The sequence below is a fragment of the Microcoleus sp. S13C4 genome (genome assembly GCF_036700865.1).
GTDB lineage: Bacteria > Cyanobacteriota > Cyanobacteriia > Cyanobacteriales > Microcoleaceae > Microcoleus.
Window position 1 is genome coordinate 1 of sequence record NZ_JAUBPS010000079.1, and the last position, 26,697, is coordinate 26,697.

General features: G+C 45.3%; 21 protein-coding genes, 1 tRNA gene and 1 pseudogene. 9 read left to right on the forward strand and 14 right to left on the reverse strand.

Features of this window, described 5'->3' with window-relative positions:
- Nucleotides 1-362 (reverse strand): annotated as a pseudogene (locus QT996_RS24135) (photosystem II q(b) protein); the annotation flags it as partial.
- Nucleotides 363-724: 362 nt separating this feature from the next.
- Between QT996_RS24135 and cofG the strand changes: the two are divergent.
- The gene (gene cofG / locus QT996_RS24140; protein WP_333049621.1) at nucleotides 725-1,693 is read left to right on the forward strand and encodes a 7,8-didemethyl-8-hydroxy-5-deazariboflavin synthase subunit CofG; all 969 of its coding nucleotides are present in this window, start codon (nucleotides 725-727) and stop codon (nucleotides 1,691-1,693) included.
- A gap of 293 nt (nucleotides 1,694-1,986) precedes the next feature.
- Here cofG and QT996_RS24145 read toward each other — a convergent pair whose 3' ends face one another.
- The 3 genes from QT996_RS24145 to cpdA all read right to left on the reverse strand — a co-directional run bounded on the left by QT996_RS24145 (nucleotide 1,987) and on the right by cpdA (nucleotide 5,415).
- A complete protein-coding gene (locus QT996_RS24145) occupies nucleotides 1,987-2,763 on the reverse strand; it encodes an SDR family NAD(P)-dependent oxidoreductase (protein ID WP_333049622.1) in 777 nt (258 codons plus the stop codon).
- Nucleotides 2,764-2,965: 202 nt separating this feature from the next.
- Complete coding sequence (locus QT996_RS24150; RefSeq protein ID WP_333049623.1) at nucleotides 2,966-4,444, reverse strand: alpha-amylase; 1,479 nt, start codon at nucleotides 4,442-4,444, stop codon at nucleotides 2,966-2,968.
- A 191-nt stretch (nucleotides 4,445-4,635) separates the two neighbouring features.
- Complete coding sequence (cpdA, locus tag QT996_RS24155; RefSeq protein ID WP_333049624.1) at nucleotides 4,636-5,415, reverse strand: 3',5'-cyclic-AMP phosphodiesterase; 780 nt, start codon at nucleotides 5,413-5,415, stop codon at nucleotides 4,636-4,638.
- A 197-nt stretch (nucleotides 5,416-5,612) separates the two neighbouring features.
- Here cpdA and QT996_RS24160 point away from each other — a divergent pair.
- Nucleotides 5,613-5,683: transfer RNA gene (locus QT996_RS24160), tRNA-Cys, on the forward strand.
- Between the two features lie 129 nt (nucleotides 5,684-5,812).
- Here QT996_RS24160 and QT996_RS24165 read toward each other — a convergent pair.
- The 3 genes from QT996_RS24165 to QT996_RS24175 form a co-directional block, all read right to left on the reverse strand.
- Complete coding sequence (locus QT996_RS24165) at nucleotides 5,813-6,424, reverse strand: type II toxin-antitoxin system PemK/MazF family toxin (protein WP_333049626.1); 612 nt, start codon at nucleotides 6,422-6,424, stop codon at nucleotides 5,813-5,815.
- A gap of 4 nt (nucleotides 6,425-6,428) precedes the next feature.
- Nucleotides 6,429-6,911: a type II toxin-antitoxin system antitoxin SocA domain-containing protein gene (locus QT996_RS24170; protein WP_333049627.1), complete on the reverse strand. Its 483-nt coding sequence runs from the start codon at nucleotides 6,909-6,911 to the stop codon at nucleotides 6,429-6,431.
- A gap of 188 nt (nucleotides 6,912-7,099) precedes the next feature.
- Nucleotides 7,100-7,570, reverse strand: a complete 471-nt coding sequence (locus QT996_RS24175; protein WP_333049629.1) for a DUF4079 domain-containing protein — start codon at nucleotides 7,568-7,570, stop codon at nucleotides 7,100-7,102.
- A 96-nt stretch (nucleotides 7,571-7,666) separates the two neighbouring features.
- Here QT996_RS24175 and QT996_RS24180 point away from each other — a divergent pair, with 96 nt between their 5' ends.
- Nucleotides 7,667-9,148 (forward strand): ankyrin repeat domain-containing protein, encoded by a 1,482-nt coding sequence (locus QT996_RS24180; RefSeq protein WP_333049631.1) that lies wholly within the window; start codon nucleotides 7,667-7,669, stop codon nucleotides 9,146-9,148.
- A gap of 177 nt (nucleotides 9,149-9,325) precedes the next feature.
- On the opposite strand, the gene QT996_RS24185 is transcribed toward QT996_RS24180, so the two are convergent.
- The gene (locus tag QT996_RS24185) at nucleotides 9,326-10,258 is read right to left on the reverse strand and encodes a 2OG-Fe(II) oxygenase (RefSeq protein WP_333049633.1); all 933 of its coding nucleotides are present in this window, start codon (nucleotides 10,256-10,258) and stop codon (nucleotides 9,326-9,328) included.
- Nucleotides 10,259-10,555: 297 nt separating this feature from the next.
- Nucleotides 10,556-12,103 carry a bifunctional phosphoribosylaminoimidazolecarboxamide formyltransferase/IMP cyclohydrolase gene (gene purH / locus QT996_RS24190; protein WP_333049634.1) on the reverse strand — a complete coding sequence of 516 codons (1,548 nt, stop codon included), beginning with the start codon at nucleotides 12,101-12,103 and terminating at the stop codon, nucleotides 10,556-10,558.
- Nucleotides 12,104-12,653: 550 nt separating this feature from the next.
- Here purH and QT996_RS24195 point away from each other — a divergent pair.
- Entirely contained in the window at nucleotides 12,654-14,471 is a 1,818-nt protein-coding gene (locus tag QT996_RS24195; protein WP_333049635.1) for a PAS domain S-box protein, read from the forward strand.
- Nucleotides 14,472-14,671: 200 nt separating this feature from the next.
- Here the strand turns inward: QT996_RS24195 and glcD are convergent, their stop codons facing one another.
- The 3 genes from glcD to QT996_RS24210 form a co-directional block, all read right to left on the reverse strand.
- Entirely contained in the window at nucleotides 14,672-16,147 is a 1,476-nt protein-coding gene (gene glcD, locus QT996_RS24200) for a glycolate oxidase subunit GlcD (protein ID WP_333049636.1), read from the reverse strand.
- A gap of 69 nt (nucleotides 16,148-16,216) precedes the next feature.
- Nucleotides 16,217-17,101 (reverse strand): DUF6671 family protein, encoded by an 885-nt coding sequence (locus tag QT996_RS24205; protein ID WP_333049638.1) that lies wholly within the window; start codon nucleotides 17,099-17,101, stop codon nucleotides 16,217-16,219.
- An 89-nt stretch (nucleotides 17,102-17,190) separates the two neighbouring features.
- Nucleotides 17,191-17,583 (reverse strand): transporter, encoded by a 393-nt coding sequence (locus tag QT996_RS24210; protein ID WP_333049640.1) that lies wholly within the window; start codon nucleotides 17,581-17,583, stop codon nucleotides 17,191-17,193.
- 123 nt (nucleotides 17,584-17,706) lie between these two features.
- Between QT996_RS24210 and QT996_RS24215 the strand changes: the two genes are divergently transcribed.
- Nucleotides 17,707-18,918 carry a glycosyltransferase family 2 protein gene (locus tag QT996_RS24215; RefSeq protein ID WP_333049641.1) on the forward strand — a complete coding sequence of 404 codons (1,212 nt, stop codon included), beginning with the start codon at nucleotides 17,707-17,709 and terminating at the stop codon, nucleotides 18,916-18,918.
- 26 nt (nucleotides 18,919-18,944) lie between these two features.
- Here QT996_RS24215 and QT996_RS24220 read toward each other — a convergent pair whose 3' ends face one another.
- Complete coding sequence (locus QT996_RS24220; RefSeq protein WP_333049642.1) at nucleotides 18,945-19,208, reverse strand: BrnA antitoxin family protein; 264 nt, start codon at nucleotides 19,206-19,208, stop codon at nucleotides 18,945-18,947.
- A gap of 274 nt (nucleotides 19,209-19,482) precedes the next feature.
- Between QT996_RS24220 and QT996_RS24225 the strand changes: the two genes are divergently transcribed.
- From QT996_RS24225 to QT996_RS24235, 3 genes are all read left to right on the forward strand, one after another.
- On the forward strand, nucleotides 19,483-19,827 hold the full coding sequence (locus tag QT996_RS24225; protein WP_333049644.1) for a PadR family transcriptional regulator: 345 nt from the start codon (nucleotides 19,483-19,485) through the stop codon (nucleotides 19,825-19,827).
- 1 nt (nucleotide 19,828) lies between these two features.
- Nucleotides 19,829-20,503: a hypothetical protein gene (locus tag QT996_RS24230; protein ID WP_333049646.1), complete on the forward strand. Its 675-nt coding sequence runs from the start codon at nucleotides 19,829-19,831 to the stop codon at nucleotides 20,501-20,503.
- 104 nt (nucleotides 20,504-20,607) lie between these two features.
- On the forward strand, nucleotides 20,608-20,841 hold the full coding sequence (locus QT996_RS24235; protein ID WP_333049648.1) for a hypothetical protein: 234 nt from the start codon (nucleotides 20,608-20,610) through the stop codon (nucleotides 20,839-20,841).
- Between the two features lie 129 nt (nucleotides 20,842-20,970).
- Here the strand turns inward: QT996_RS24235 and QT996_RS24240 are convergent, their stop codons facing one another.
- Nucleotides 20,971-24,966, reverse strand: coding sequence for a magnesium chelatase subunit H (locus tag QT996_RS24240; protein ID WP_333049649.1), 3,996 nt, complete (start codon nucleotides 24,964-24,966; stop codon nucleotides 20,971-20,973).
- Between the two features lie 535 nt (nucleotides 24,967-25,501).
- Between QT996_RS24240 and QT996_RS24245 the strand changes: the two genes are divergently transcribed.
- A complete protein-coding gene (locus QT996_RS24245) occupies nucleotides 25,502-26,491 on the forward strand; it encodes a calcium-binding protein (RefSeq protein WP_333049650.1) in 990 nt (329 codons plus the stop codon).
- The last annotated feature ends 206 nt before the right edge of the window (nucleotides 26,492-26,697 follow it).

Consider the following 26,697-nt stretch of genomic DNA (forward strand, 5'->3'; position numbering starts at 1 on the left):
ATCAGGAAGTGAAATACTACCAATTGGTAGGGGCCGCCGTTGTACAACCACTCATCGAGGGAAGCTGCTTCCCAGATTGGGTAGAAGTGTAAGCCGATGGCGTTGGATGAGGGAACAACTGCACCTGTGATGATGTTGTTGCCGTACATCAAGGAACCTGCTACTGGTTCGCGGATGCCGTCGATGTCCACTGGAGGGGCTGCGATGAAGGCGATGATGTAGCAGATGGTGGCGCTTAGGAGGGTAGGAATCATCAGGACGCCGAACCAACCGATGTAAATACGGTTGTCGGTGCTTGTGACCCACTCGCAGAAGCGTTCCCAGACATTGGCGCTTTCGCGCTGCTGTAAGGTTGTTGTCATTTGTTTATGATTGCTTTATTTGGTTTTCAATGTTCGTGACGGCTTTGTGTTCCGCCATGTAAATAAACATAAAGCTTTTATTTCTGTTTGTAAAGGCCTTCTAAGCACAGTTTTTCTTATAGGTGTCATGAATTAGGGTTGTTAAAGGCTATAAGACTTGCTATATAAGGATTTGAAAAGCAGAATAGGGAATTGGTGGACGATCGCCCACCAATGAAGAATACTCATAATCTACCTGGGCAAGGAGATTCCGGACTGGCGTCAGTGTTAAGATAGATGAAGGGTTGCGATCGTCAACCGCAAAACTCGCAATGCACAGATATATGTTGTTGCGTAAGTCCGATCGATAAAAGTCCCAAGGAATGTCCCGCAACGTCACCTACAGCCCTGCTTATACTCTGGTTCCCACTTACGAGTGTTATAACCGCTGCACCTATTGCAATTTTCGGGCCGAACCCCTGCAAAGTCCTTGGCTGTCACTACCAGAAGCCGAAAAACAGCTTTTGCTGCTGCAAACTCAAGGTGTAATTGAAATTCTCATCCTCAGTGGCGAGGTACACCCTCACAGTCAACGGCGAAAAGCTTGGTTGCAGCGGATTTACGATTTGTGCGAACTGGCACTAGATCTGGGATTTTTGCCACATACTAATGTGGGGCCGCTCAGCTTTGAGGAGATGGCACAGTTAAAACAGGTGAATGTGTCGATGGGGCTGATGTTAGAACAGCTTGCCCCACATTTGTTACAAACGGTTCACAGACACGCACCGAGTAAAGTGCCGGCGCTGCGGCTGCAACAGTTAGAATGGGCTGGGGAATTGAAGATCCCCTTTACAACTGGTTTGCTGCTGGGAATTGGGGAAAGTGAGGCCGATTGGGTGGAGACATTAGAGGCGATCGCCCGCATTCATTCGCGTTACAATCACATTCAAGAAGTTATCCTCCAGCCACACAGTCCGGGAAATCAGCAAAGTTGGGAGGGTGAAGTTTTTGATGCTACAAAAATGCCCGAAGTAATTGCGATCGCCCGCAGCATTTTACCATCCCAAATCAGGCTACAAATTCCCCCCAATTTAGTTGCACAGCCAGACATATTACTTGCTTGTTTAGAAGCAGGTGCTAGAGATTTAGGAGGAATTGGACCACGGGATGAAGTTAATCCTGATTATCCTCACCTGCAACACCAAACTTTAACAGAAATTTTAGCAGCATCGGGATGGCAACTCGTGCAGCGTTTGCCTGTTTATCCTCAGTACGATAACTGGCTGCCGCAGACATTGCAAACGGCTGTAAAAAACTGGAGAGTTATATCAATTCCGGTAGCATCGGAATAGTAAAATCCAGTCAACAGTCAACAATCACAGATGGTGCAACCGGAATCCATCTAATTCATCGGCGTTAATCGGTGTTAATCTGCCTGTATCTGGGGTCAAAAAAAGAGAACTTCTTCACCGCAGATGACAAGGGATTGACACTGATTCACGCAGAGGTCGAGAATAGAGATAGGAATAATGCCGATGCTAACAGATTTGAGATTAGTCATGAGACACTATCAGGAGACGGCAGTGACGTGTCCAGAGTTGCTATCATTCCGGTGCAACGGTAATTGATATAATATATTGAGATTTTAAATCAAAGAACCGCCCCCATCAATCCAGACTTCAGTACCTGTGATGAAGCTGGAGGAATGTGATACAAGAAATAACACTAATTGGGCGACTTCTTCGCTAGAACCCGCCGTATTATCCGTCAAAGGAATCATGTCTTGAATGGAATCAGGGGCGACTGGAATGCGATCGAGATGGCGCTTAACAGTGCTTTCCTCAATGGCAGTCAGCACCCCGCCCGGACAGATCACATTGACTCTGATTTGGCAGGCTGCGAGTTCTAGCGCCAGCATTTTTGCAAAGGCTACTTGGGCAGCTTTTGAACAAGCGTAAGCCGTGGCACCAACTTTCCTGAAACTTCTGGTGCCATTAATCGATGATGTAATTACAATTGAACCTCCTTGTTTTTTCAGATGAGGAACAGCATACTTAACAGCCAAAAATGTTCCTCTGAGGTTGGTGTTAATTGTCCGATCCCACTCATCGGGTTCTATCTCTTCTATCGGCGACCATACACCGTTAATACCCGCATTTGCAAACAAAATATCAATTCTTTGATATTCGTCAAAAATTGTTTGAAACGCTTTTTGCATTTGCTGAGAATCTCCAACATCTGCGGCAATAGCCAGCCCGCAGCCTCCTTCATTGACCAACTGGCGGACGGTTTCTTGCCCCGTTTCCAAAATGTGATCGATAATAGCAACTTTTGCGCCTTCCTTGGCCATTAAAATTGCTGCTGCATGACCAATTCCCGACCCACCGCCGGTAATAACTGCAACTTTTTCTGAAAGTTTCATATTTTTTTATATAAATATTTTTTTGGGCGATCGCATAGCATAAAAATAATACTATAGAGAGGACTAAAGTCCTCACTACAAAAAAGTTTCCATCATCAAAATCCTGAAAGTTAAAAGTGGTTTAAGGTACTAACTATAGCGGTAAGGTGTGCAGTGCACACCCTACTTTAGGCAGAGGAGTACGTCAATTTTAACGCAGTTCTTACTGCTGCGGCACCCATACCGAAACTGAACCGGCGTTACACCTAAAATCACCCCAACCATCGTCATTTGTTGTGATTGGTTCTTGAATGTGTTCGGTGATATCAATATAAGTTCGATTTGGCTGTCCAACTTCCATAAACTTGGTGCCATCGCCTCCGTTGCTGAGTACCACAGCCATCCCGCCCGGATGTTCTTCATTTCCGAGTCGCGTCCAGCCAATGGTATTGGCGTGGTCGAAGTAATCGTACTGATTGCCGTAGGAATAAGTTTGGCGCGCTAACAAGAATTTATCTAAAATAAACTGATGTTTGTCTAACCAAATCTCGTATTCATTGCCATCATTTGCTTTATCCTTATAGTTAGCGCCGTAATAATCCGGGTAAAAAATGCACGGATATCCTTCGCGCCGCAGCAGAATTAAAGCGTAGGCAAGGGGTTTAAACCAAGCCTCGACAACTGATTCTAGGGATTGTAAGGGTTGGGAATCATGGTTGTCAACCAAGGTAACGGCGAGGGCGGGTTGCTGTTGGACGAGGGTGTTATCAAAAATTGTTCGTAAGTCGTAGCTATTGCCGGCTTTGCTAGCAGCGTGGAAGTTGTAGTGGAGGGGCGCGTCAAATAAGGAGACTTTACCGTCCGTTGCTTGGATGAAAGAGTGCAAAGCTTCCACTTCATAAGACCAATATTCGCCGACGGCAAATAGGTCGCGTTGGGCATAGTGGCGGACGTGTTCCAACCATTCTTGGAAAAATTCTGCTGATACGTGTTTGACGGCATCGAAGCGAAAGCCGTCAACGTTTGTTGTATCGACATACCACTCACCCCAGTATTTTAATTCCCCGGTGACTTCTGGGTTGTCCATATCTAAATCGCAACCCATCAGGTAGTCAAAGTTGCCTTTTTCTAAGTCTACTCCTCGATCAAATTCTTTGCCTTTGAGCAAGTAAACGGCATGGGTTTCTGTGTTGTAAACGTTGTAATCAATGGCGTCAAAATGCCACCAATGCCACTCCATGCTGGAATATTTTTGGTCGCGTCCGGGGAAGGTAAAATGGGTCCAAGCTTTGATTTTTTGATATTCGCCTACGGTGTCATTCCGGTTGTCGGGATTGAAGGGTGTAGCTTCGCATTCTTCTTCTGCATCGGCACCTAATTTGTGGTTGAAGACAACATCGGCATAAATCCGAATTCCAGCATCTTGTGCAGCTTTAATCGCGGCCAAATACTCATCTTTTGTCCCGTATTTCGTGCGTACCGACCCTTTTTGGTCGAACTCGCCTAAATCGAATAAGTCGTAGACGCCATAACCTACATCCATGCCGCCGCCAGTTCCTTTATAGGCGGGTGGCAACCACAGGGATGTAACGCCTATTTTGGCTAAATCTTTTGCTGATTTCGCTAGCTGATTCCACAGGCTGCCGTCGTCGGGGCTGTACCAGTGGAAATACTGCATCATCACGCCATTTAGTTCAGACATAAATTTAGTTTTTTCTGTTTTGTTAAATTGCGATCGACATTTATGTTCGTAGCTCGCTAGTTTACGTATGTCTGCAATCTATGGTTAATAAATATCATAAAAGATGGGGCTGCTAAAAAAAATCTATCTGTTGATGTATTGACAACAGAATGTAAATTTGATAAAAATTATTTTAGGCAGAGTAAAAAATATTAATTTGGTGGCGACTTTGCAGCAACTCGCTCAACTCTGGTGTTCCAAGTACCGTCGATCGCCAATTCAAGCAATCTAAATCCCGGGGGGATTTCGTCAAGGATAATCGGATAACTTTTCGGTAAAAGTTGGATGCAGGTGCTGGGTGTCCCCAAGTAGGTAACTGAGCCCCGCTGTTGTTGAAATTCTTGGTGAATATGGCCACAAAGAACGATTTTGATTTGAGGATATCGATCGACAATTGCTAAAAATTCATCGGCATTGTGCAGCATCATTCCATCCATTATTTCAGAGTCGATCGGCAAAGGATGATGGTGCAAGGCAATGATAACAGGTCGATCGCCGGTTTGTTGCAATTGAGAGTCCAGCCAATGCAAGCTTTCTGGGGAAAGCCGCCCGCCGTCGCATCCGGCTTCGACACTCGAAAGTAATAGAAATTGCCAGTTTCCTAGCATCCATGATTTTTCTGGGGAAAGGGGCGGTTGATTTAAGATTTCTGCCATGACAGGGATGTTGTCGTGGTTCCCAGGTATCCAGTAGGCCGGTATTCCGAGGGGGGCGATGAGGGAGACGAGGCGCTGGTAGGATTCTGGTGTTTCGTCTTGGGACAAGTCGCCTGTGAGTAGGAGTAAGTCGGGCGGCGGCTGTATCTGTTGCACGCGATCGAGAACTGCTTGGAGGGTGCGGGTTGTTGAGAGGCCTTTCCATTCTCGATCTAGCTCTGCAAACAAGTGAGTGTCGGTGATTTGGGCGACGAGTAGGGGAGAAACGGGTGTCATGGCTGGTGTTGCGGGTCGTTGCTATAGTTCTAGAGTACCCTCCCACAAGGGTTTTGGGGATATGGAAAGGGCGATTCCCTACCCTTGGGGAACGCGCGCGCGTTGGGGATAGCTGCGCTTCACGAAAATTTTGACAGGTATGTTAAAATTTTCGAGATTTGGTGTACTATAAGAAAACGTCAAATTTCAGACGTAACGGCGGCATAGCCAAGTGGTAAGGCAGAGGTCTGCAAAACCTCCACCCCCAGTTCAAATCTGGGTGCCGCCTTTTTTAATTGTTGTTAGATGTGGCTAAAATGCCGTTTGGGCGATCGAGAAGGTTAACAGGATAGAGCGAGAGTGCTCAAGTCCACTGCAAAAACCTTCTTGACCTCTACCATCAATTACTACTCATTGACTACGATCGCAAATCGTCGATCAGTTTTTCTATAGCCATACTTTTTGTGGTTTCATCCGGTAGAAGATTAAACACTTTCTGCAAAAGTTCTATAGACGCATTTTTAATAAACCAATCTTCACTTGGATTATCCCCAAGATTAAAAAAATACTTTAAACGTTCCTCTATAGCTTCCTTATCTGCTTTATCCAGTTGTCCAACTCGCTTAAGCCAATCCCCTTGCGAATCTTTAAAACAGTTAGCATCAACAGTACATATCTGATGCACTAGAGCGAAGGAATTCTTAGAAAGACCATTTGTACTTGTAGAATTAATTGGATATACAGTTGGCAAACCTTTATAGATTTCTTGTGAAGTCAACGGAATCAGCGTCAAAGTTTGGATGTATTTAGATTCATCTTGAAATTGGTCACTTGTCCAAACGATATAAGGATGCTCTCCCCGAAAAACTCGACTTGAATTAATAACCTGAGTGCAAGAAATTGTCTTGCACTCAATCTCCCCTGGTTGATTTATCTCATAAATATGATCGTGACCGAGTTTGCAACGAAGAGATACTCTATAGGGATTGATAAAATAAATCCAACCTTGACGCGGTTTTTGTCCAGCCACTCGCTCACTCCAATTCGCTCATTAACTTTTCTCTTTCTTTGTATAGATTAAGTCTCACCTGTTCCTCTGGTTGGTGGCTATATCTAACCTCAAGCATGGGAGCAGTGTTATAGACATATTCTAGTAACTGATGCAGTTTATCCTCTCCTGCACCCGCCCATTCTCTCCTGATGTTGTCAAGCATGAGCTTCAGACCTAAAGGTAACTTTAAATCATCCACATTACCAGCTCCCTCACCAAGTCTGATGAATATACTCTCTCCCTGAGATTCTTGCACAATCTCTTTGCCATTCATGTGATTTAAAGCAGCGTCTATGCCTTCATTCCAAGGCCCATAGTAATAATAACGCCAATCTAAATCAGTAAGCTGCTTGTCTGTCCATTTGACCGCATAAAGATCGGCTAAGTACAAAAACTTGATTAACTGCGTTTTTGTAATATAGCCTTTTGTGGCGTAGACAAAATATTTGATCAGGTTTTCTAGCATGGTTTTCCTTCTTTTGATTTCAAAAAGCTCCCTAATTAATCTTATAATTTGTTCGCTAATTTTAACTTTAGTATATTATATCATCCAAAGGAAAGCTTGGCTCTTAAACCACTAAAAAAAATCACAATTTAATTGCTAATCACTAATCGCCCCAAGGCAATTAGCAATTAGCAATCTTACCCAAATCCTCACATTTTGCTGATAATTCTTTGCAGGATTTCCACGCCTGATACCGCTTGCCAGCCAAACAGCCCCAAGAGCACAACATTTAGAAAGATGTGAGTGTTTCTAGCCCAATCATTGCCTTTTTGCATCAAAGGAGTCAGCGAGGCTGCGATCGCAATTATTGCCATCATTCCCAACCCTGCTAGCAAGTGCGGGCCGACGAATAGCTTGCCGTTGTTGATGTAGGTGACAGCCATCCCGACGATCGCAACCGTAACCATCAAGGCTAACAGCAAAGAACCCATCTGGTGGTGCTTGACGTTGAATTTGCCCTTAATTAACTCTTTTTTGAGTTCGCCTTCCGCACTTCTGGTACGTCGGATTTGAATGCCGAGATACAAAGCATACAATGAGATGGCCAGCAGTACCCACATTAAAATTGGGTGGATGAATTGGCTCCAAACTTTCACTGACTGAGGAATTTCGAGATTCATAGTGTTCTGAGGATTAGCAAACATACTTCATAAAACTTAGCATACCAGTCAGTCCGTCTCGTGCGACGGTACAAATATACGGTATGAGAGACTATTATGCCTGCCACTAAACAAGACGCTGTATTGATTCAAGCCGCCAAGACTGGCAACATTATTCACGTCCAAGCTTTACTCGCTAAGAATGTTAACGCTAACGCCAAAGACTCTGAGGGGACGACGGCTTTGATGTTTGCTGCCCAAAAGGGCTATACAGAAATCGTGCGTACTTTACTAAAAAATGACGCTAATGTCAACCAGGTGAGGAGGCGTTTTGGCTTGACGGCTTTGATGCTGGCGGCGGCTCACAAGCAGGCTGACTCTGTGCGGCTGTTGCTGGCTGCAGGTGCTGATGTTAATGCTAAAAATGATGATGGAAGTACGGCTTTGATGGCGGCTTCTCTGAAGGGCGATATCAATGTTGTGCGGATGTTACTTGAGGCTAATGCTGATGTAAATGTGCGAGATAAAGATGGAGATTCGGCTTTGAAAATAGCTGCTTTATCGGGTCATCTAGCTGTTGTCAAAGCTTTAGTGGATGCGGGTGCTGTTGCTGACAATTCTATGCTGTTTTTAGCTGTCCGCCAAGGAAGCGCTGAAATTGTCAAAATTTTGCTCACTTGTGGGACGGATGCTAATGTTAAAAATCTAGAGAGCAAAACTGCTTTGATGCTGGCTGCGACGGCGGGAAATTTGGCTGTTGTCGAGGCGCTGTTGGCTGCAGGTGCTGATGTCGAAATTCGCGACAAAGAGGGCGAAACTGCTTTAACTTTGGCTGCGGATGCCGGCAATACTGATGTGGTGCAAACTTTGCTTAGTGCGGGTGCTAATGCGAATGTGAAAAATGGAGATGGGGGCACGGCTTTGATGGCCGCTGCTGCTGGCGGAAGTGCGGCGATCGCCCATATCTTACTCGATGCTGGCGCCGATATCAATGCTAAGGATAAAGATGATGAAACTGCTTTGAATTTTGCCGTGGTTGAAGGCTGCGAAGATGTAGTGGAATTGCTCTTAAACCGAGGTGCTAGTGTTGGTTCGAGAAATCGCTTGGGCGATACGCCTTTACTGGTGGCTGCTGTTCACGGCCATAGTGCGATCGTATCGGCTTTGCTGCAAAAAGTAAACTCAAATCCGGCTGATTTTCTGAATGCTAAAAACTTTGGGGAGACGGCTTTGACGCTGGCTGCTTTTCACGGACATACCGATACGGTGAAGGCTTTGCTTGACGGCGGTGCGGATGTGAATATCCCGGCGGATTTGGGGAAAACGGCTTTAATGAAGGCGTGCGATCGCGGTTATATTGCGATCATCCAATTATTAGTCGAAAAAGCTGCGGATGTCAACTTGCTGGATGATTCGGGCGCAACCGCTTTAATGTGGGCTGCACATCGGGGCTATGCTGATGCAGTAAAAATTTTAATCGCTGCTGGTGCAGAAATAAACCACAAAAATCCTGGCAATTATACAGCTTTAATGCTGGCTGAGTTTAAAGGTTATTCGAGTGTGGTGAAATTGCTCAAAGATGCTGGAGCATTGGAGTAAGAATGAAATAGTCTTGAGTAACGTAATTTGGTCATTCTGAGCCTAAGCTTTGGGAAGTGAAGAATCTCAGATATCGGGACTTACGCATTGTAACGGCGTGGCAATAATTGGAGATTCTTCGCTGCACTCAGAATGACATAATTAGGTAATTAGTGCGTCCAGGACTATGAATTAACCTCAATTTGCTTGGCGTACCCAGCCGTTAATAGTAAAGCGGCTATCAGCAAAAGCTTTCGAGGGACAGCTAACTCGCAAAACTTCGTGCATATAGCGACTTAGAAAAAATACGATGCTGTTATTTCGAGGCTCAACGGTTCTGAATGTTTTGTCCGCCACATAAAAATTGTTCTCAATTTTGCTGTCATAAATCTGTAACTCGCCACCTGAAAAAGCCTTGGGTTCTCGATAGAAATAGTAAACGTAAGTAAAAAATCGGCTGGCGGTATCTGGCGAGCCACTGTCGTTGTGAAGTTTATAAAAGTTGTTGTCATTGTGCATGGTTAGCTGAGCTTCTATCTCACCCAGGGGGAATGACGGAATATTTAAACTTTTCAGCACGTCGGGGAGAATTGCTTTGATGCGATTAACCATCAGTTCCGAAAATTCGGGGAAGGAGTGGAGTACCATCGAACGGCGGTAATCTTCGGCATTGGTTGAGGTGCTGGTACTCACAAATTCTGATTCTTTTGCTAAGACATATTTGATGAGTTTGTTTTTTTCTGCGGGAGTCAAAAAGTTGTCTATTTGGGCGTAGCGAGATATTAAGTCGTCATTTACAGGCGGCGCAGGGGCGGGAATTTCTGTGTCGGGAATTTCTACGGGAGTTGCAAGCTGCGGCGGTTGCAGTTCCTGCAAGTAAATTGGGGGTTCTGTCACTAATCCGACTAGGTGTTCGCCGGGAAAAGAAAGGGCGGAACGCCCGTCGTCTATGGGGATTTGAAATAAGGTCGAAAAACCGAGTGTTTGTTGAGTGCGATCGACTAATGTTTTGATCAGGCTGTGCAATAAGGGTGTATCAGATTTGAGGATGACGGTACACTGATGTCCCCCGGTGAGCAGGATTTTGACTTTTACGTCTTGGGGTTTAATTTGCGGTTGAGTGTAATTCATAATTTGTGAAGGACGCAACTGGGAATTTGGTACGACATAACAGTGTTGATTGGTGTCATAGCCTTCCAGATCCCCCCTAACCCCCCTTAAAAAAGGGAGGAACAAGAGTGTCTAAATTCCCATTAAGAAGGGGGGGACAGGAGTTTTCTCAAAGTCCCCCGGGAGGGGGATTGAGGGGGATCGAGATTTAGAGTAAAACCAGAGATACAAAGAATTTCCGACTTAAGTTAAGACCAATAAACACTATTGTATCCCTACAATATGGTACACAATTGAAAATTGCTTTAGGTCTTATTCCTAATGCAAAAAGTGCCGAATATCAGTGAAAACCATTGTGATTCCGAGTTGGTTGGCGGCTTCAATGGAATCTCGATCGCGCATACTTCCGCCGGGTTGGACGATCGCAATTATTCCAGCCTCAGCCGCAGTTTTGACTGAATCGTCGAAGGGGAAGAAACCATCGCTAGCCAAAATCGCTCCTTTGCTTTTGTCTCCTGCTTGTTCCAATGCTAGTTTAACTGAGCCGACGCGATTCATTTGTCCGGCGCCGACACCGATTGTAGTGCGATCGCGCGTCACAACGATCGCATTTGATTTGACGTGTTTCGCTACTTTCCAAGCAAACAGCAATTCTTCCAACTCTTCCGCAGTCGGCTGTTTCTCAGTAACAATCCGCCATTTGCTAGTTTCTTCTACTATATTATCTGAGTCTTGCACCAGCAAACCCCCTGCAATTACTTTAACAGTTTGTGGCGGCCCTTGAGTCAAATCTGGCAAAATTAATACTCGCACTTTCGCCTTTTTCTTGATAATTTCTTCGGCTTCTGGTTCGCACCCCGGCGCGACGATACATTCTAAAAATGTTTGAGTTAAGGCCGTTGCGGTAACAGCATCAATGGGGCGATTGAGGGCTACAATGCCGCCGAAAGCTGAGACTGAATCGGTGTCGAAGGCTTTTTGATACGCTTCAGAAATAGTTGTTCCCAAGGCTGTGCCGCAAGGATTTGTATGCTTCAGAATAGCGGCAGCGGGTGTGTCCGGGAATTCTACGATCAGCCGCCTTGCTGCTTCTAAATCTACTAAATTATTGTAGCTTAATTCTTTGCCTTGCAGAATGGTGCTAGTCGTCCAGCCTGTCGGTGTAGTTCCGCTTTGATACCAGGAGGCGGCTTGATGGGGATTTTCGCCGTAGCGGAGAGTTTGCAACTCTTTTCCTGATAAATTAAACTCGTCTGGTAGCGCAGATTTTTCAGCGGATTGGCTGCTGCTGAGATAATTTGCGATCGCGCTGTCGTATTTTGCTGTATGTTTGAAGGTTTCTAGCGCACATCTTTGTCGAAACTCTAAGGATGCTTCGCCGCCATGTTCCCGCAGTTCTTTTAAATAAGTATTGTACTGGTCGGGATCGCACAACACTGTCAAATGAGCATGGTTTTTGGCGGAAGCCCTCAACATTGCTGGCCCGCCGATATCTATCTGCTCGATTGCGTCTGCTAGAGTAACTCCTGGTTTAGAAATTGTCTCTTCAAATGGATACAAATTGACTACAACTAGATCGATCGCCCGAATTTGATTTGCGGTTAAATCTGCGAGGTCTTCCGGTACATCGCGGCGTGCTAAAATACCTCCGTGGATTCGTGGGTGAAGTGTTTTGACTCGCCCTCCCAAAATTTCCGGAGAACCAGTATATTCCGCAACTTTTGTCACTGGGATGCCTGCTTCTTTGAGAGCCGTTGCTGTCCCACCACTACTAATTATGTCAAATTCAAATTCTTCTACTAGACTGCGCGCTAAGTCGATTAGCCCGGTTTTATTGGATGTGCTCAGAAGTGCTAGACGTGCCATTGGTTTGAAATTGCGATCGCAAAAATAGATAGGTTATATTCTATATCACATCTGCCTGCAGGAAGATGATTTGGTAATGGCTAATTATGATTATTTTTGACGGTTTAAGGATGAGTCCGCTCATTTTAAACTATATTTTTTGTCAAGATTATATAATAATTTATACTGACCAGTAGCTTCTAAATATTTAGGGCTTGCGCGTGGCACTGGTTATTTTGTGAGTGCCAGGGGGATTGAACCCATATCCAGCTTGCACAGTTCATGTCGCTACGTAAGTGTCAATGTTGTTGAAATTACTTAATAAAAGTTAATAGATAATTATAGCGCGATTACTCAGGAATTTTAACGAGGTTTTATGATGAATTCTAAAAGTAATGTGCTAGCATCGGGTGTAAATTGCTATCTGCCTAAATTTCCCGCAAAATTGGGCGATCGCAATACCTTAATGTAAAAAATAATTGGGTAGGGTAGAAATATGTTTTTTCAAGAAGCCGATCCAGAAAATAAGCTCAGTAATATTAGCAGGAACCATAAAAAAACTGCTCAAAGTATGACCAATAGAACAGACTACCAAGAGATGCCCAAAAAAAGAGCCGAGAATTGGGCCCAGGCCAACATTTCCGAAGCTTATAGTCTTAGTCTGTGCGAAATGCAACAGATGGAGCGAGCAATGGAACAGCTACAGCAGGATTTGAAAGCTAGCGAATCTCGGTTTCGGAATGTGATAGAAAAAAATGCCGACGGCATCGCAATCGTTAACAAGCAAGGACTTGTCTGTTTTGCCAACCAGTCAGCAGAAGCGCTGTTTAACTGCAGGGCAGAGGAACTTTTAGGGCAAGCATTTTTTGGCAATTTAGTAGTGGAAGTTTCAGCTTGCGACCTTGAGATGGCGACGGATATTATTCCCCAAATTGGAAAAACTGAAGCAGCAGGAACTCGCGTCGTGCAAACAGAAGTTGAAGCTATTCGCAAGCAACAAGCAAATGCTGTAGTAGAAATGCGGGTCGTGGAAACGGAATGGGACGGAGAAATGGCTTATTTAGCTACGCTGCGGGACATTACCGATCGCAAGCGCGCAGAAGAAATGCTTTGGTTGTACGATCGAGCTATAGCAGCTACTAGCACTGGAGTTACGATTTCTGACGCCACTGAACCCGAAAATCCAATTATTTATTGCAATCCCGCATTTGAAAGCATGACAGGTTATGGGCGACAAGAAATTATCGGGAAAAACGGTCGATTTTTGCACGGAAGCGATACCGATCCGGCGGCAGTAGAAATAATTCGCCAAGCCTTGCAAACAGAAAGCGAATGCAAAGTAATATTAAAGAATTACCGCAAAGACGGAACCGCTTTCTGGAATTGTTTCTCAATATCTCCTGTGCGCGATCGAATGGGCAAATTAACTCATTTTATTGGCGTACAGAGAGACATCACTGAGCGCAAACAAGCCGAAGAAGCCTTGCATACTTCCGAAGCACAAAGCAGAGAACAAGCCGCTCAACTAGCAGCCACACTTAACCAACTCAAAGCCACTAATTCCCAATTAGTTCAAAGCGAAAAAATGTCTAGTTTGGGATTGCTACTTGCCGGCGTGGCTCACGAAATTAACAACCCAGTCAGCTTCATTTATGGCAATCTCACTCATCTCACAAATTATACTCAAGACTTGTTTGACCACCTCGAACTTTACCAAAAGCATTATCCTGATCCAGTCGCGGAAATTCAACAGGAAAGAGAAGAAAATGAACTCGATTTTTTAGCTGAAGATTTACCTAAAATACTGTCTTCCATGAGCGTTGGTGTCGAGCGGATTTGCCAGATTGTGCAGTCGCTGCGGAACTTTTCGCGGCACGACGATTCACAGATGAAACCCATTAACCTCCACGAAGGTATTGACAGCACGCTGTTAATTCTCAATCACCGTTTGAAAGGAAACGGAGAAAAGCCGCCTATTCAAATTGTAAAACAATACGGAGAATTACCGCCTGTTGAGTGTTTTGCGGGGCCAATCAATCAAGTTTTTATGAATATTCTCAGCAATGCGATCGATGCTTTAGAAGATGCTAACAGTAGGCAAAATTGTCAACAAATGCCAGAAAATCCCAGCCAGATTAGGATTGCTACGGAAGTGGTGGGCAATTTGGTAGAAATTAAAATAGGCGACAACGGGCCGGGAATAACTGAGGAAGTCAAACAGCAAATATTCGATACATTTTTTACTACCAAACCCATTGGTAAAGGCACGGGAATGGGTTTGTCAATTAGCTACCAAATTATTGTAGAAAGACACAACGGCGAACTATATTGTACTTCCGAATTGGGCAAGGGCACAGAATTTACTATCCAAATTCCGATCGCACATTAGCACGGCGTCCCCATTGCGGGCCTTATCAACTTGCTCTATAAGCAAGCGAGCCGGAAGCTCGCATTCCTAAAAAACGATGTTTCTCGTTTTTTCTCGTTCCCCGACTCTGGCTGGTAACGCATACTTCGAGGCTCGGCATCCCCATTGTATAGACAATCCTAGGGTGCTTTTCGATTCACATTACTCGCATAAATAGCGAATTAAAAAACCTCCACACCATCCAACTTCTTAAAAGTTTCAACCTTAGCCCTCGCCGCTTCCCCGCAAGTCTTCGGCGTCGGAAACATCTTCCCAGGATTCGCCAAACCTTTCGGATTAAACACCTGACGTACCCACTGCATCGTCTCCAAATCTACCTCGGAAAACATATCGGGCATAAAACACTTCTTGTCAGCACCGATGCCATGTTCCCCCGAAAGACTTCCCCCAACTTTCACGCAAAGCCTGAGAATTTCCCCGCCCAATTCTTCCACCTTTTCCAGCGCACCTTTTACCGAGTTATCGTACAGAATCAGCGGGTGTAAATTCCCGTCTCCCGCGTGAAAAACATTAGCAATCCGATAACCGTATTTCTCGCTCAAACCCTCAATTTCTTTCAAAACATAAGCCATTTGCGTTCGCGGAATTACCCCGTCTTGCACATAATAATCAGGGCTCAAATGACCCGCCGCCGCAAAAGCAGCTTTCCGCCCTTTCCAAATTTTTAGGCGCGTTTCCGGGTCGCTTGCTGTGGTGATATTTCGCGCTCCGTTATGCTTGCAAATATCGGCAATTCGCTGTTTGTTTGTGGTCACTTCCACTTCTAAACCGTCGATTTCTATGAGGAGAATTGCCGCCGCATCGCGGGGATAACATCCAGTTGCCACCACATCTTCCACAGCATTGATGCTGATGTTGTCCATAATTTCCATGCCGCCGGGAATAATACCAGCGCTGATAATATCGGAAACTGATTCGCCCGCTGCTTCTATACTGGAAAAATCCGCTAGAAGAACGCAAATCGATTCCGGCGCTTTGAGAATTCGCAAAGTAACTTCTGTGGCAATTCCTAAAGTGCCTTCAGAACCGACAAATACACCAGTTAAATCGTAACCGGGCATTTCGGAAATTTCGCCACCGACATCGACAATAGAACCGTCGGGAAGGACCAATTTTAATCCTAAAACGTGATTCGTTGTGACTCCGTATTTGAGGCAGTGAACCCCGCCAGAATTTTCGGCAACGTTGCCGCCAATCGAACAAACAATTTGACTGGAAGGATCTGGCGCGTAGTAGAAACCGGCGCCGCTAACTGCTTGCGTTACCCAGTTATTAATTACTCCCGGTTGCACGACTACTTGCTGATTTTCTAAGTCTACTTTGAGGATTTTTCGCATCAGGGCAGTGACAATCAGCACGCAGTTTTCTACAGGCAAAGCGCCGCCGGAAAGGCCGGTTCCTGCGCCTCTTGCCACCCAGGGAATTGAGTTGCGATCGCATATTTTGACCACTTGCGCCACTTCCTCGGTAGTTCGAGGCAATACCACCAGGGCGGGCCGCTGGCGGTAGCTGGCGAGTCCGTCGCACTCGTAGACAATCAATTCTTCGCGGCGCTGCACCACCCCATTTTTGCCAACTACAGCCTCGAATTCTTTAATAACGGGTTTCCAGTTGCGTTCTGTTTCTACGGCTATCATTAGTAAATTTAATTAGGGAACTATCAATAATATTGTTACAAACTTTACTATTTTTGTGCAATTATTTTTCTAAGGGTTGCAATATTGACACAGGGAAGGATCGGCAGTCTCTCGACCGTCTGGAAATAGTTTTTCTTTAGTATAACCGCAGTTTTTGCATTTATAGATTGCCGATCGCACTAGCTGAGTCGGAAAATAGCAAAGTTCGCAGGGCAATCCGATTTTCGTCTCAGCAATATCGAATCCCGGCCAACCGCACTCCGGGCAGAATTGCTTAAATTTTTTAACTAAATCGAGAGTGGCATTTTCGATGTTTTTCATCCGAGTTGGATTGTACATCGCCCGCATATCTGTTTCGATGTGAACTCGGCCGATTGACGATTTTTTTAAGCCTGCTGTCACCGCGTCAAAAAATAGTTTTTCTGTCCTAATGCCCTTGACAATTTCGCCGTTACCGAGTGCAGCATCGCCAACTATAACCACCTGTGCGTGCTCGGGAAATCCCGCTTTTTTAGCAAAATCATCTGCTTCTTCTATACTGGAAACTAACTGGTGACTGTAGTTAGTTTCTACCGACAAAGATTCGCCGATTAGTTCTAGATTGTTGGCTCGATCTAATAAAAGTACGATTTCTCTGTTAGCTGCAATATACGGCATCATTGGGTGAGGGCCGAAAGTACCTTCGCTGGCAAAGGCAAGAGTTTCGCCCGCAATTTCTAGGGCTTTTTGTGCTTTATGGCGAGCAGCTTCTATTTGTGTTCCTAAGCGTTTAACTTCTCTGGTGAAGGTGCCAAAAGTGTCAGTGTAAAGCTCCGCAGGTACTAGGATATTTACACCCAATTCTCGTTCCAAAACGGGAGCCATCACCCGTTCTTTTTGGTGCATGGTAGCAAGAACTGCGGTGCGATCGCTCAATAATTGATTGGGATTCACAGGCTCAGAAATATTAGACATATAGCAGCATCATTTTATAACAGAAGGCTCAAATACACCCTTTGACCTAAGTTATCAATTCCGCACTCAAGCGTCAATCTTAAAAATGGCTAGTTGCCCCCAGTTACTCCCCCAGCTTGACCTCTGAGTACAAAAATTACTCCCGTCATAATTAGCCCCACGCCTACCAACCGCAGCGGCGGCAAAGGCTCGTGAAATATAAGTTTGCCACCTAAAACAGTAAACAGGTAACTAATTGACAGTAAGGGCGAGACTATGCTAAGGTTTGCCCGCGACAAAACTACAATAAACCCGATCGAAGAAATTGCATACAAAGAAAGACCACCTACTATCAACGGCTGAGTAGCCATTGCTATAATTTTTTCTATTAAATTAGCAGCACCAATGGGCCCTAATATTTTAGCTCCTGCCTTCAGACTAAATTGACCTGCGACGCCGCACAATATTGCAGCAAGCAATAACAAAAAAACGCTTCTATTCATAAGTTTACTAACCTATAGTACAATCAAAAATTGCCGTTCCCAAAAACCTGAAAAAATTTAATTAAGTTTTGTTAGGTTTTATTCACCACTAATATTTTAAGCAGAGATACGGGAAAATCAAGTATGGTTGAGCGCGATCGAGAGTGGAACAAATATATGGCAGAGCAGACCAACCCAAGCGGAGAATATACTCTAGAACTATCGATACTCATGCCTTGTCTGAACGAAGCAGAAACTTTAGAAATCTGCATACAGAAAGCACTGAGGTCACTGCGCGAACTTGATATTGCAGGCGAGGTCATCATAGCAGACAACGGCAGCACTGACGGTTCTCAAGATATCGCTACCAGAATGGGAGCAAGAGTCGTGCCCGTAGCAGCCAAAGGCTACGGCAGCGCCCTGATGGGAGGCATCATTGCAGCGCGCGGAGTTTATATTATCATGGGCGATGCTGACGACAGCTACAATTTTTCCAACCTCGGCTTTTTTGTCAACAAATTGCGAGAAGGTTTCGACTTAGTGATGGGAAACCGCTTTCAAGGGGGCATCAAACCGGGTGCAATGCCGCCGCTGCACAAATATTTAGGAAATCCGGTGCTGACGTGGGTTGGGCGGCTATTTTTTGCAAGTCCAGTCGGCGATTTTCACTGCGGACTCAGGGGTTTTAGGAGAGACTCAATTTTGAAACTCGACTTGCAAACAACGGGGATGGAATTTGCTAGCGAAATGGTGGTCAAGGCCTCTGTATACAAGCTGCGGATAACTGAAATCCCAACCGTACTTTCTCCCGACGGCCGCAGCAGGCCGCCGCACTTGCGAACTTGGCGAGATGGCTGGCGGCACCTCCGATTTTTGCTACTTTACAGTCCTCGGTGGCTGTTTTTGTATCCGGGTACTGCGCTGATGATTTGGGGTCTAATTGTTAGCATTTGGCTGTTGCCCGGTACTCAAAAGATTGGGAGTATCAGCTTTGATGTACACACGCTGCTGTATGGTGCGATCGCAATTATCATCGGTTTTCAAGCAGTAACTTTCGCTTTTTTCACCAAGATTTTCGCCATCAGCGAGAAATTCCTGCCCGCAGACCCTAAACTCAACAAAATATTTCGCTATGTGACCCTAGAGACAGGATTGATTGTCGGAGTCACGCTGATATTAATCGGAATAGTTGGCTCGTTCTTGTCATTAACTATCTGGAGCGAAACGGCTTTCGGTTCTCTCGATCCTTCTAAAACTCTGCGTTTGGTTATTCCCTCGCTCACTTGCCTGACTGTCGGTTTGCAGATGGTTTTGTCGAGCTTTTTTCTCAGCGTGCTGAGCTTGAAGCGTAGGTGATAACATCACTCCAGTCAATGATTACTTCATACTTCCTTATTGTTCTTTATGTGATATTCAACATAAGATCGCAGCACAGCATTCATTAGAGATTGATAGCCTTTTCCTTGGCTTTTAAACCAATCTAATACATCGCTATCAACTCTTAAAGAAATAGCTTGTTTGGTCAGTGGTTTTACCTGTTTTGCTTGTGACCAAAAACTCGCATCTAATTCAGAAATATCAGATGTATCGATCGCAGATTCTGGAATATTCTCTAATTCTTCAAGTTGTTTGCGCGAGATAGTCATATTCAAACTGCATGAGGCTGTATATACAAAACGTATCTACTTATAATATAGCACAAAGGCGATCGCCCTTCGAGAATACTCCCCAAAGTTCGATCGGGGGAAAGTTCTGGGGCGATCACTTCCTACTCATGTGCCTCCGATCCTGACTTTGGGCGATCGAAGCGATCGGACAAGCCAACGCTAGCTTCAGAAACTCGTTCTCAGAGCCCCTTGACACTATCAAATAGTTTGATATACCTTAAGATATGAGATGAACATCAAGTGATGGGAGATAATGAAAAAGAATCAAGATAGCATTTTTGATTTGTCACCAAAAGAAGAAGCTGTACTCACATCAGTCTTTCAGCGCGAACGTTACGGCTTGGAGATTATTGAGGCAGTGAAGGAGGCGAGTGGCGGGAAAATTAAACTCGGCTTTGGTTCCCTGTACCCAACCCTCCACAAGCTAGAGGAGAAAGGCTATTTAGAAGCACGCTGGGGTGATGACAAGCCGGAAGAAAGAGGTAATGCACGGCGGAGGTACTACAGAATTACAGGGTTAGGTGTGAAAGTTCTGGCAGAAAAAAAGCGATTCCTCGATGATTTGGCAGAATGGGAACCAGCGTGGGGAGGGGTATAAAATGTGGTTAAACCAAGACATAAAAAAATTGCTTTTGCCTATATTCGCCATCATAATGAGCTCAATAATTTGCTTCATTATTATTGGTGATGCGCTGGGTATGGCCTGCCTTTTCTCTAACCCTACTCTAGCAAAAACTATATGGGGTCTTGTTCTGTTTTTTCCTGCCAGTGTCATACTTTTAGTGGGATTTTTTTGGTTGATAACCGCTCATTTGTATCTGAAGAACGGCCGGGAGACCGAATATATACGAGCGAGAATTCTTGTAAAAAATGGGATAATTGCCATTTTTATTACTGGTACATTCATTCTGTTGATTGACGTTATTTTCCTCAAAGTTCCCTTTGGCATCCATCTGTTGTTTAGTTACTCCTTCTTATTGCTTTGGCTATTTTTATTAATACTTTACAGCAGAACAGGGTTAGCCATTCCAGAGGAAGATAAGAAGACCCAGTTCATTACATTGCTGGAGAATATCCTCCCCATACAACTTCATGAAGAGTGGCTGGGTGATTTGCAAGAGAAGCATTATCAGTTAATCAAGGCAGGAATTCCACCGTGGAAAGTATCTTTTATAACCTTATTCACAGGTTTAGGTTTAATTTTGTCTTACTTCTGGTTGAAAGCCGATAAGTTCGTTTCACGATGGATGACCAGAGCAAAAAAGGTTTTCTGAGGATAGACGCTACAGCGCACAAGCAACGGTGGAGATCCCAGAAAAAAGGCACCGCTAACTAACCTGGTGCCTGCATTCAATAAAACACACGCTGATTATAACATATGCGACAGCTTAAACGTTCTCATGGTGTCAGAGTTCCCTACTCTCAACGCCGTCAGTTTTTTGCTACCCAAGTTTTACTGGTCAAGATAGCAGTTATCTGCTTTGCAGGCGTTGTGACGATTTACTATCAACAAAGTGTAATAGTCGGGACATTCGCGTCAATGGTTGCAGGGTGTACTGTAGAAATAATTGATGCTTACCGCGAACAACACAACGATCGAAAACCGAAATAAATGTCAAGAGGGCGAGGTAATTTCGCGCCAAGATAACACCACCTTTACCCCAAAACCATCCCAAAAATGTAAGGACACAGCAATGCTGTGTCCCTACAGATTAAAGGTGATTGTCCGAAATTGGGATGTTTATTCTACTCCCTCAATCCGGTCTTCCACCTCCTGATACAACTCACGCAGACGATCCAAATTGTTCTCCGAAGTTTCCCAATAACCCCGGCCATTCACCTCAAGCAAAGTGCTGACAATCTTGCGGAATGAATGAGGATTTAAGTTAAGCAAACGCTTCTGCATTTCCTCATCTTGGATAAACGTAGTGTTGACATCCTCATACACCCAATTATCCACAGCGCCCGCAGTCGCACTCCATCCAGTCGTATTCACCAGACGCTTAGAAATTTCCCGCACACCTTCATAACCGTGCGACAACATCCCCTCGTACCACTTCGGATTCAGCAGCTTAGTCCGCGAATCTAAACGCACGGTTTCTGATAGCGTCCGCACCTGCGCGTTCGCTGTGGTGGTATCAGCAACAAAGGATGTCGGTTTCTTCCCATCTGCGCGCAAACTGCCGATCAATTTAGTCGGATCGGAGTCGAAATAGTGCGACACGTCGGTTAGGGAAATCTCCGCAGAATCCAAGTTTTGGAAGGTGACTTCCGCAGTTTTCAAGGATGATTCAAAAATCTTCCGGTCTTGTTCCATTGTTCCGGGATTGTCGGAAGAAAAGGCGAAGGATTTGCGAGTTAAGTACATTTCCTGCAACTCGGCTTCGCTTTCCCAAGTGCTGTTTTCCACCGCCAAGTTGACGTTAGATGAATAGGAACCAGAAGCATTGGAAAATACGCGGGTTGCTGCTTGTCGCAGGTTGATTCCCATTTCTTCCGCTTGCTTCAGCGCGTGTTTGCGGACGAAGTTCATCTCTAAGGGTTCGTCGGCTTCCGCTGCCATTTTCACGGCTTTATCTAACAAATTCATTTGGTTGATGAACAAGTCGCGGAATACGCCGGAACAGTTAATTACTACGTCGATCCGAGGGCGTCCCAACTCTTCTAAAGAGAGCAATTCGAGTTTGTTTACTCGGCCCAAAGCGTCGGGAACTGGCTTCACTCCCACCATCCACATTACTTGGGCGAGGGATTCGCCGTATGTCTTGATGTTGTCGGTTCCCCACAACACAACGGCGATCGTCTCTGGGTAATTTCCGCCGTTATCAACGCGCTGTCTTTCTAACAGCCGATCGACTACAAGCTTAGCAGACTTAACCGCCCCCGTTGTAGGGATTGACTGCGGGTCTAAAGCGTGCATATTCTTGCCAGTCGGCAAAACATCCGGGTTGCGAATCGGATCGCCACCGGGGCCGGGCAGAACATACTCGCCTTCTAACGCGCGCAACAAAGCGCCTAATTCGTTGTCGGCACAAACTTGCTGCAAGCAGAATTCCAGATACTCAAACAGCGGTTTAATCGGTTCTGGATCGATTTTTTTGTAACCTGCAGCGTGCAAGGCTTCAATCCAAGGTGTTTTCTTGCCCATGTTGAAGAAATTCAACTTAGAAACAAGGGAAACTCTACCCTCAGCATCGGTTTGTTCCTTCACCAAAGCGCCAACGGCATCCCGACAGGCCAAGGTGATGTTTTGCAGCAATTCGACATCACTTAAAATGCCTTTGTCGCTGTTGCTGTAAATTTCGCCGATATCGCGTCCGAGACTGTTAGCAATAATCCGCGGCAAGCTGATCAGCCCGTCTTCTTCGCGGTCTAAATTGGCGATATTTACCAAAGTTGCGATCGCCTCTTCAGCAGTCGGCGGCTTACCGATAACGTGCAAACCGCAAGGTAACAACCGCGACTCAATCTCCATCAACTTGCGGTAAACCAAGCCAACTAAATTGTCGCGTTCCTCCGCAGTCATTCCCGCAGCAACCCCTCTTTCTTGTTCCGGAGGTAGGGCGATATCCTTGTCCAAATTTACCAAACGGCATTTTTCGACGATCGCATCAACAATCGGCACACCGCGCCCAGTCTCTTTCAAAGTTTGATAAGAAGCAATTAACTCGCTGAGTTCCTGCAAACCTTTGTACAAACCAGCATTTTCAGCCGGAGGAGTCAGATAGCTGATTGTTTCAGCATAACTGCGGCGCTTGGCAATTGTTGCCTCGCTGGGATTATTGGCGGCGTAATAATAGAGGTTAGGAATTTTGCCGATCAAACTGTCGGGATAACAATCCCCAGACATTCCCATCTGCTTACCGGGCATGAATTCTAGCGAACCGTGAGTGCCAAAGTGCAGCACCGCATCCGCACCCCAAATGCGCTCCAAATATGTATAGTAAGCAGCAAAACCGTGGTGCGGGCTGGCAGAACGAGAGAATAACAACCGCATCGGATCGCCTTCATATCCAAAAGTAGGTTGCACTCCGATAAACACATTGCCAAAATGTTTGCCGAAAATCAGCAAATTTTGTCCGTCGCTGTTCAAATGTCCCGGAGGCGGGCCCCAATTTTCTTGCAAACGTTCCGAGTAAGGAGTGAATTCTTCGTATTCAGCTACCGACATCCGGTAAGCAACATTTAATTCGGGGCTTTGGTATTGGGCTGTTGCGTCGTGGATGACTTCTTGCATCAGTTTTTCGGCGGAATCCGGCAATTCTGGCAAGTCGTAACCGTTGCCTTTTAAGGCTTTCAATACTTGGTAAATCGAGCCGAAAACGTCCAAATAAGCGGCTGTTCCGACGTTGCCTTTGTCCGGCGGGAAACTGAAAACTGTGATCGCAACTTTTTTATCTAATTTTGGTTTGCGGCGCAGCATTGCCCACTTCATAGCGCGCTGGGAAATTGCTTCGATCCGGTCTTGTAGGGCGATCGCCTTGCCAGTTGCGCCATCTCTTCCCGACAAAATAATCGGTTCGATCGCGCCATCCAACTCGGGAATGGCAATTTGCAAAGCAACTTGAATCGGGTGCAAGCCTAAATCGCTATTTTCCCACTCTTCCGTCGTTTGGAAAACCAGCGGCAAAGCCACCATGTAAGGGCAATTTAATTTTTTCAAAGTCTCGATCGCCTTCGGGTGATCTTGTTTTGCCGGGCCGCCCACCAGCGCAAAACCAGTCAGAGAAACCACCGCATCAACGATCGGCAGCGGTGCAACACCTTTGGTTCCAACTTCCAAGAAAAAAGTTTCGACTGGTTTCGAGAAGTCCAAACCGCCGGCAAAAATCGGCACCACCCGCGCCCCCATTGCCTCCAATTCCTGCACCATTGCTACGTAGTGCGCGTCATCTCCCGTGACTAAGTGAGTCCGCTGCAACACCAAGCCGATGCAAGGCGCGAGGGGGTCTTTGAGGTCTGCCGAAATATCTTTGCGGGCGTTGTACCAGGTGAGATATCCTTTTACATCCTCAAACATCGACGGTGCCAAAGGATGCCAAATTCCCATATCCGGGTAGACAACGGGCTCTTGGAAAGTTAGCTGTTCCTGGCCTTTGAACACATATTTATGTGACAGCATCAGCAAGAAGTTTTCCAAGTTTTCTTGGGAACCGCCCAGCCAATACTGGAAACTCAGCATGAAGTTGCGCGCATCTTGGGCTTTGTCGATGGGCAAATATTTCAGCACTTTCGGCAAAGTTTGCAGCAGTTTCAGCATTCCGTCTTGGAAGGAACTCCCGGATTTTTCCTTCCGTTTTTTCATGAATTCGCCGATCGCACTTTTGCTTTGTCCCAACTGTGCCATCGAGAAACTGCCCATTTTATTGAGTCGCATCACCCCTGGCATCGACGGGAAGACGACGGCGACATCCAAGCTGTCGCGCAGTGGTTCCACCGCCGCTACCACTTTTTCTGCCAAATCTTCGATGAAAATTAGAGAAGCAATAAATACATTGGCATCCGCCACATCCCGCTTGAAGGCCTCGTAATTTTCCGGGCTGCGGAGTTCCTCGATCAGGTAGCCACTGATTTCTATTGCCAAATTCGGATTTTTCTTGTTTATCGATCGAACCGCTGCCGACAGGGCGCTTTGATACTGCGGTTCCAGTACGACATAGACCACCTTCATGAGCGATCGCCCCTGCAAGTTTTCCGGCACGACGTGGCGAATGGTGGGCTTGACGTGAGTGAACATCCGGTTAGGCTCCTTTAAGATGCTGTTTTCGGGAATCGGGAATTTTTTTATCCCATAAGCATTTTTACCAGAAAACGCTTGCCATTAGGCGATTTGAGCCTGCACATGACACAATTCGACAAATTTAGGTCAAATTTTAGTTACATTTTTTTATAAATTCCTTGAGCAAATACTCCAAATTTTATTTACAAAGATTTACTTGACATAAGTATTTTTATGTGTATATGGTTAAGGAGTTGGATAAAAATAATTAAAAATTAACCAACGATTGAGAAAGAAATCCTGAAAAAAGTTCCAAGTTTTGTAGAATTGATCAAACTGGCGATCGAGCAATTAACTGAGGGGAAAAAGGCTTAATTTCTGAAAGCAGAATGTAGCCTTGGGATAATTGCTGCGTCATCAAGATTGACATTTGACCAGGAATTTAAAACCATTTCATAACGTCTTTTTTCTGTAAATTCCTGATCGGCGATCGAGTTCATGGAAAGCTAATTGCTATAAACTCTCAAACTCATCAAAACCTTAAGGGGATAACATGGCTAACTACGCAATTTTCGACGAACAATTCTACCTCGCCTCATATCCTTGGGTCAAACCAGCCATTGACGCCGGAGTCATCAAATCAGGACTAGAACACTTTCAAAAATTTGGTGAAGCCGCCGGCCTAACTAAAGTATCGCGTTATTTTGACGAAGCTACTTACCTTGAGAAAAATCCAGACCTCGCACCCTTTGTCCGCACAGTCAATCCAAACGCACCTTTTGCGAGTGGCCTCGATCACTTTATCCAGTTCGGTTACGATGAAGGACAGCGCCGCACCCAAGTATCGCCTGAGTACAACGAAGATTTTTATTTAAAAAATAACTCAGAGCTGCGATCGTTTATCGGCCCGAATGGACCTTTCAAATCCGGATACCAGCATTTCATTCAATTCGGCTCAAAAGAAGGCCGTTTTGGAACTTCATTTTTTGAACCGGAATACTTAAAAGAAAACCCCGACATTGTGCCGTTTGTAAACTCTGGAGCCTTAAACACTGGTCGGGATCACTACTTCAATTTCGGGAAAAACGAGCCAAGCCGCGACGCAACTTTTGTTGGCAGCAGCAGCAACGATATTCTCACTGGTGTTGGTGTGGGGAATACCGAACTGATTGGAGTGGAAGTAGGTATTGATCCCCAACGCAACCGGCAGTACGAAAGCTTTGGCACCAATGAGTTCGATGTCCTGATTGGCAGTCCGGGAGCTGATACATTCGTACTCGGAGTTCCTGCTACAGCCGGGAATGTCACCCCGACACCGCTGTATTTGGGTAACGGTCAAGCTACCATTCGCAACTTCGACATACAAAGCGATTTTATCCAACTGCAAGGAAATTCTTTAAGCGACGGCTACAGCCTGACTCCGGTTGGCAACAATTTGTCAATCCAACGTTTTGGAGATGTGCTCGGCGTGATTGAAGGAGGAGCAACCTTGGGTTTGACTTTCCAAGAATCTAACGGTAACGGTACTTTCTTGATTGGATAGTCATTGGTCATTGGTCATTAGTCATTAGTCATTGGTCATTGGTCATTAGGTAATGCTGATGATTAATGACTTTTTTGTTAGTTGTAGGCTAATGTGCTATGAAAAGGTACGATCGCACTTTACGTTATTAACTGTAGTTTAGACTAAAAAATGATTGCAGCCAAAAGTAGCTGCCTTTGAATATCCGGCAAGCTGTTACTCAAAAA

What these genes read in the sequence shown, in the direction of transcription:
- cofG (WP_333049621.1), top strand. Translation starts at nt 725, where the DNA reads ATGTCCCGCAACGTCACCTACAGCCCTGCTTATACTCTGGTTCCCACT.
- QT996_RS24145 (WP_333049622.1), bottom strand. Translation starts at nt 2,763, where the DNA reads ATGAAACTTTCAGAAAAAGTTGCAGTTATTACCGGCGGTGGGTCGGGA.
- QT996_RS24150 (WP_333049623.1), bottom strand. Translation starts at nt 4,444, where the DNA reads ATGTCTGAACTAAATGGCGTGATGATGCAGTATTTCCACTGGTACAGC.
- cpdA (WP_333049624.1), bottom strand. Translation starts at nt 5,415, where the DNA reads ATGACACCCGTTTCTCCCCTACTCGTCGCCCAAATCACCGACACTCAC.
- QT996_RS24170 (WP_333049627.1), bottom strand. Translation starts at nt 6,911, where the DNA reads ATGCTAGAAAACCTGATCAAATATTTTGTCTACGCCACAAAAGGCTAT.
- QT996_RS24175 (WP_333049629.1), bottom strand. Translation starts at nt 7,570, where the DNA reads ATGAATCTCGAAATTCCTCAGTCAGTGAAAGTTTGGAGCCAATTCATC.
- QT996_RS24180 (WP_333049631.1), top strand. Translation starts at nt 7,667, where the DNA reads ATGCCTGCCACTAAACAAGACGCTGTATTGATTCAAGCCGCCAAGACT.
- QT996_RS24185 (WP_333049633.1), bottom strand. Translation starts at nt 10,258, where the DNA reads ATGAATTACACTCAACCGCAAATTAAACCCCAAGACGTAAAAGTCAAA.
- purH (WP_333049634.1), bottom strand. Translation starts at nt 12,103, where the DNA reads ATGGCACGTCTAGCACTTCTGAGCACATCCAATAAAACCGGGCTAATC.
- QT996_RS24195 (WP_333049635.1), top strand. Translation starts at nt 12,654, where the DNA reads ATGACCAATAGAACAGACTACCAAGAGATGCCCAAAAAAAGAGCCGAG.
- glcD (WP_333049636.1), bottom strand. Translation starts at nt 16,147, where the DNA reads ATGATAGCCGTAGAAACAGAACGCAACTGGAAACCCGTTATTAAAGAA.
- QT996_RS24205 (WP_333049638.1), bottom strand. Translation starts at nt 17,101, where the DNA reads ATGTCTAATATTTCTGAGCCTGTGAATCCCAATCAATTATTGAGCGAT.
- QT996_RS24210 (WP_333049640.1), bottom strand. Translation starts at nt 17,583, where the DNA reads ATGAATAGAAGCGTTTTTTTGTTATTGCTTGCTGCAATATTGTGCGGC.
- QT996_RS24215 (WP_333049641.1), top strand. Translation starts at nt 17,707, where the DNA reads ATGGTTGAGCGCGATCGAGAGTGGAACAAATATATGGCAGAGCAGACC.
- QT996_RS24220 (WP_333049642.1), bottom strand. Translation starts at nt 19,208, where the DNA reads ATGACTATCTCGCGCAAACAACTTGAAGAATTAGAGAATATTCCAGAA.
- QT996_RS24225 (WP_333049644.1), top strand. Translation starts at nt 19,483, where the DNA reads ATGAAAAAGAATCAAGATAGCATTTTTGATTTGTCACCAAAAGAAGAA.
- QT996_RS24230 (WP_333049646.1), top strand. Translation starts at nt 19,829, where the DNA reads ATGTGGTTAAACCAAGACATAAAAAAATTGCTTTTGCCTATATTCGCC.
- QT996_RS24235 (WP_333049648.1), top strand. Translation starts at nt 20,608, where the DNA reads ATGCGACAGCTTAAACGTTCTCATGGTGTCAGAGTTCCCTACTCTCAA.
- QT996_RS24240 (WP_333049649.1), bottom strand. Translation starts at nt 24,966, where the DNA reads ATGTTCACTCACGTCAAGCCCACCATTCGCCACGTCGTGCCGGAAAAC.
- QT996_RS24245 (WP_333049650.1), top strand. Translation starts at nt 25,502, where the DNA reads ATGGCTAACTACGCAATTTTCGACGAACAATTCTACCTCGCCTCATAT.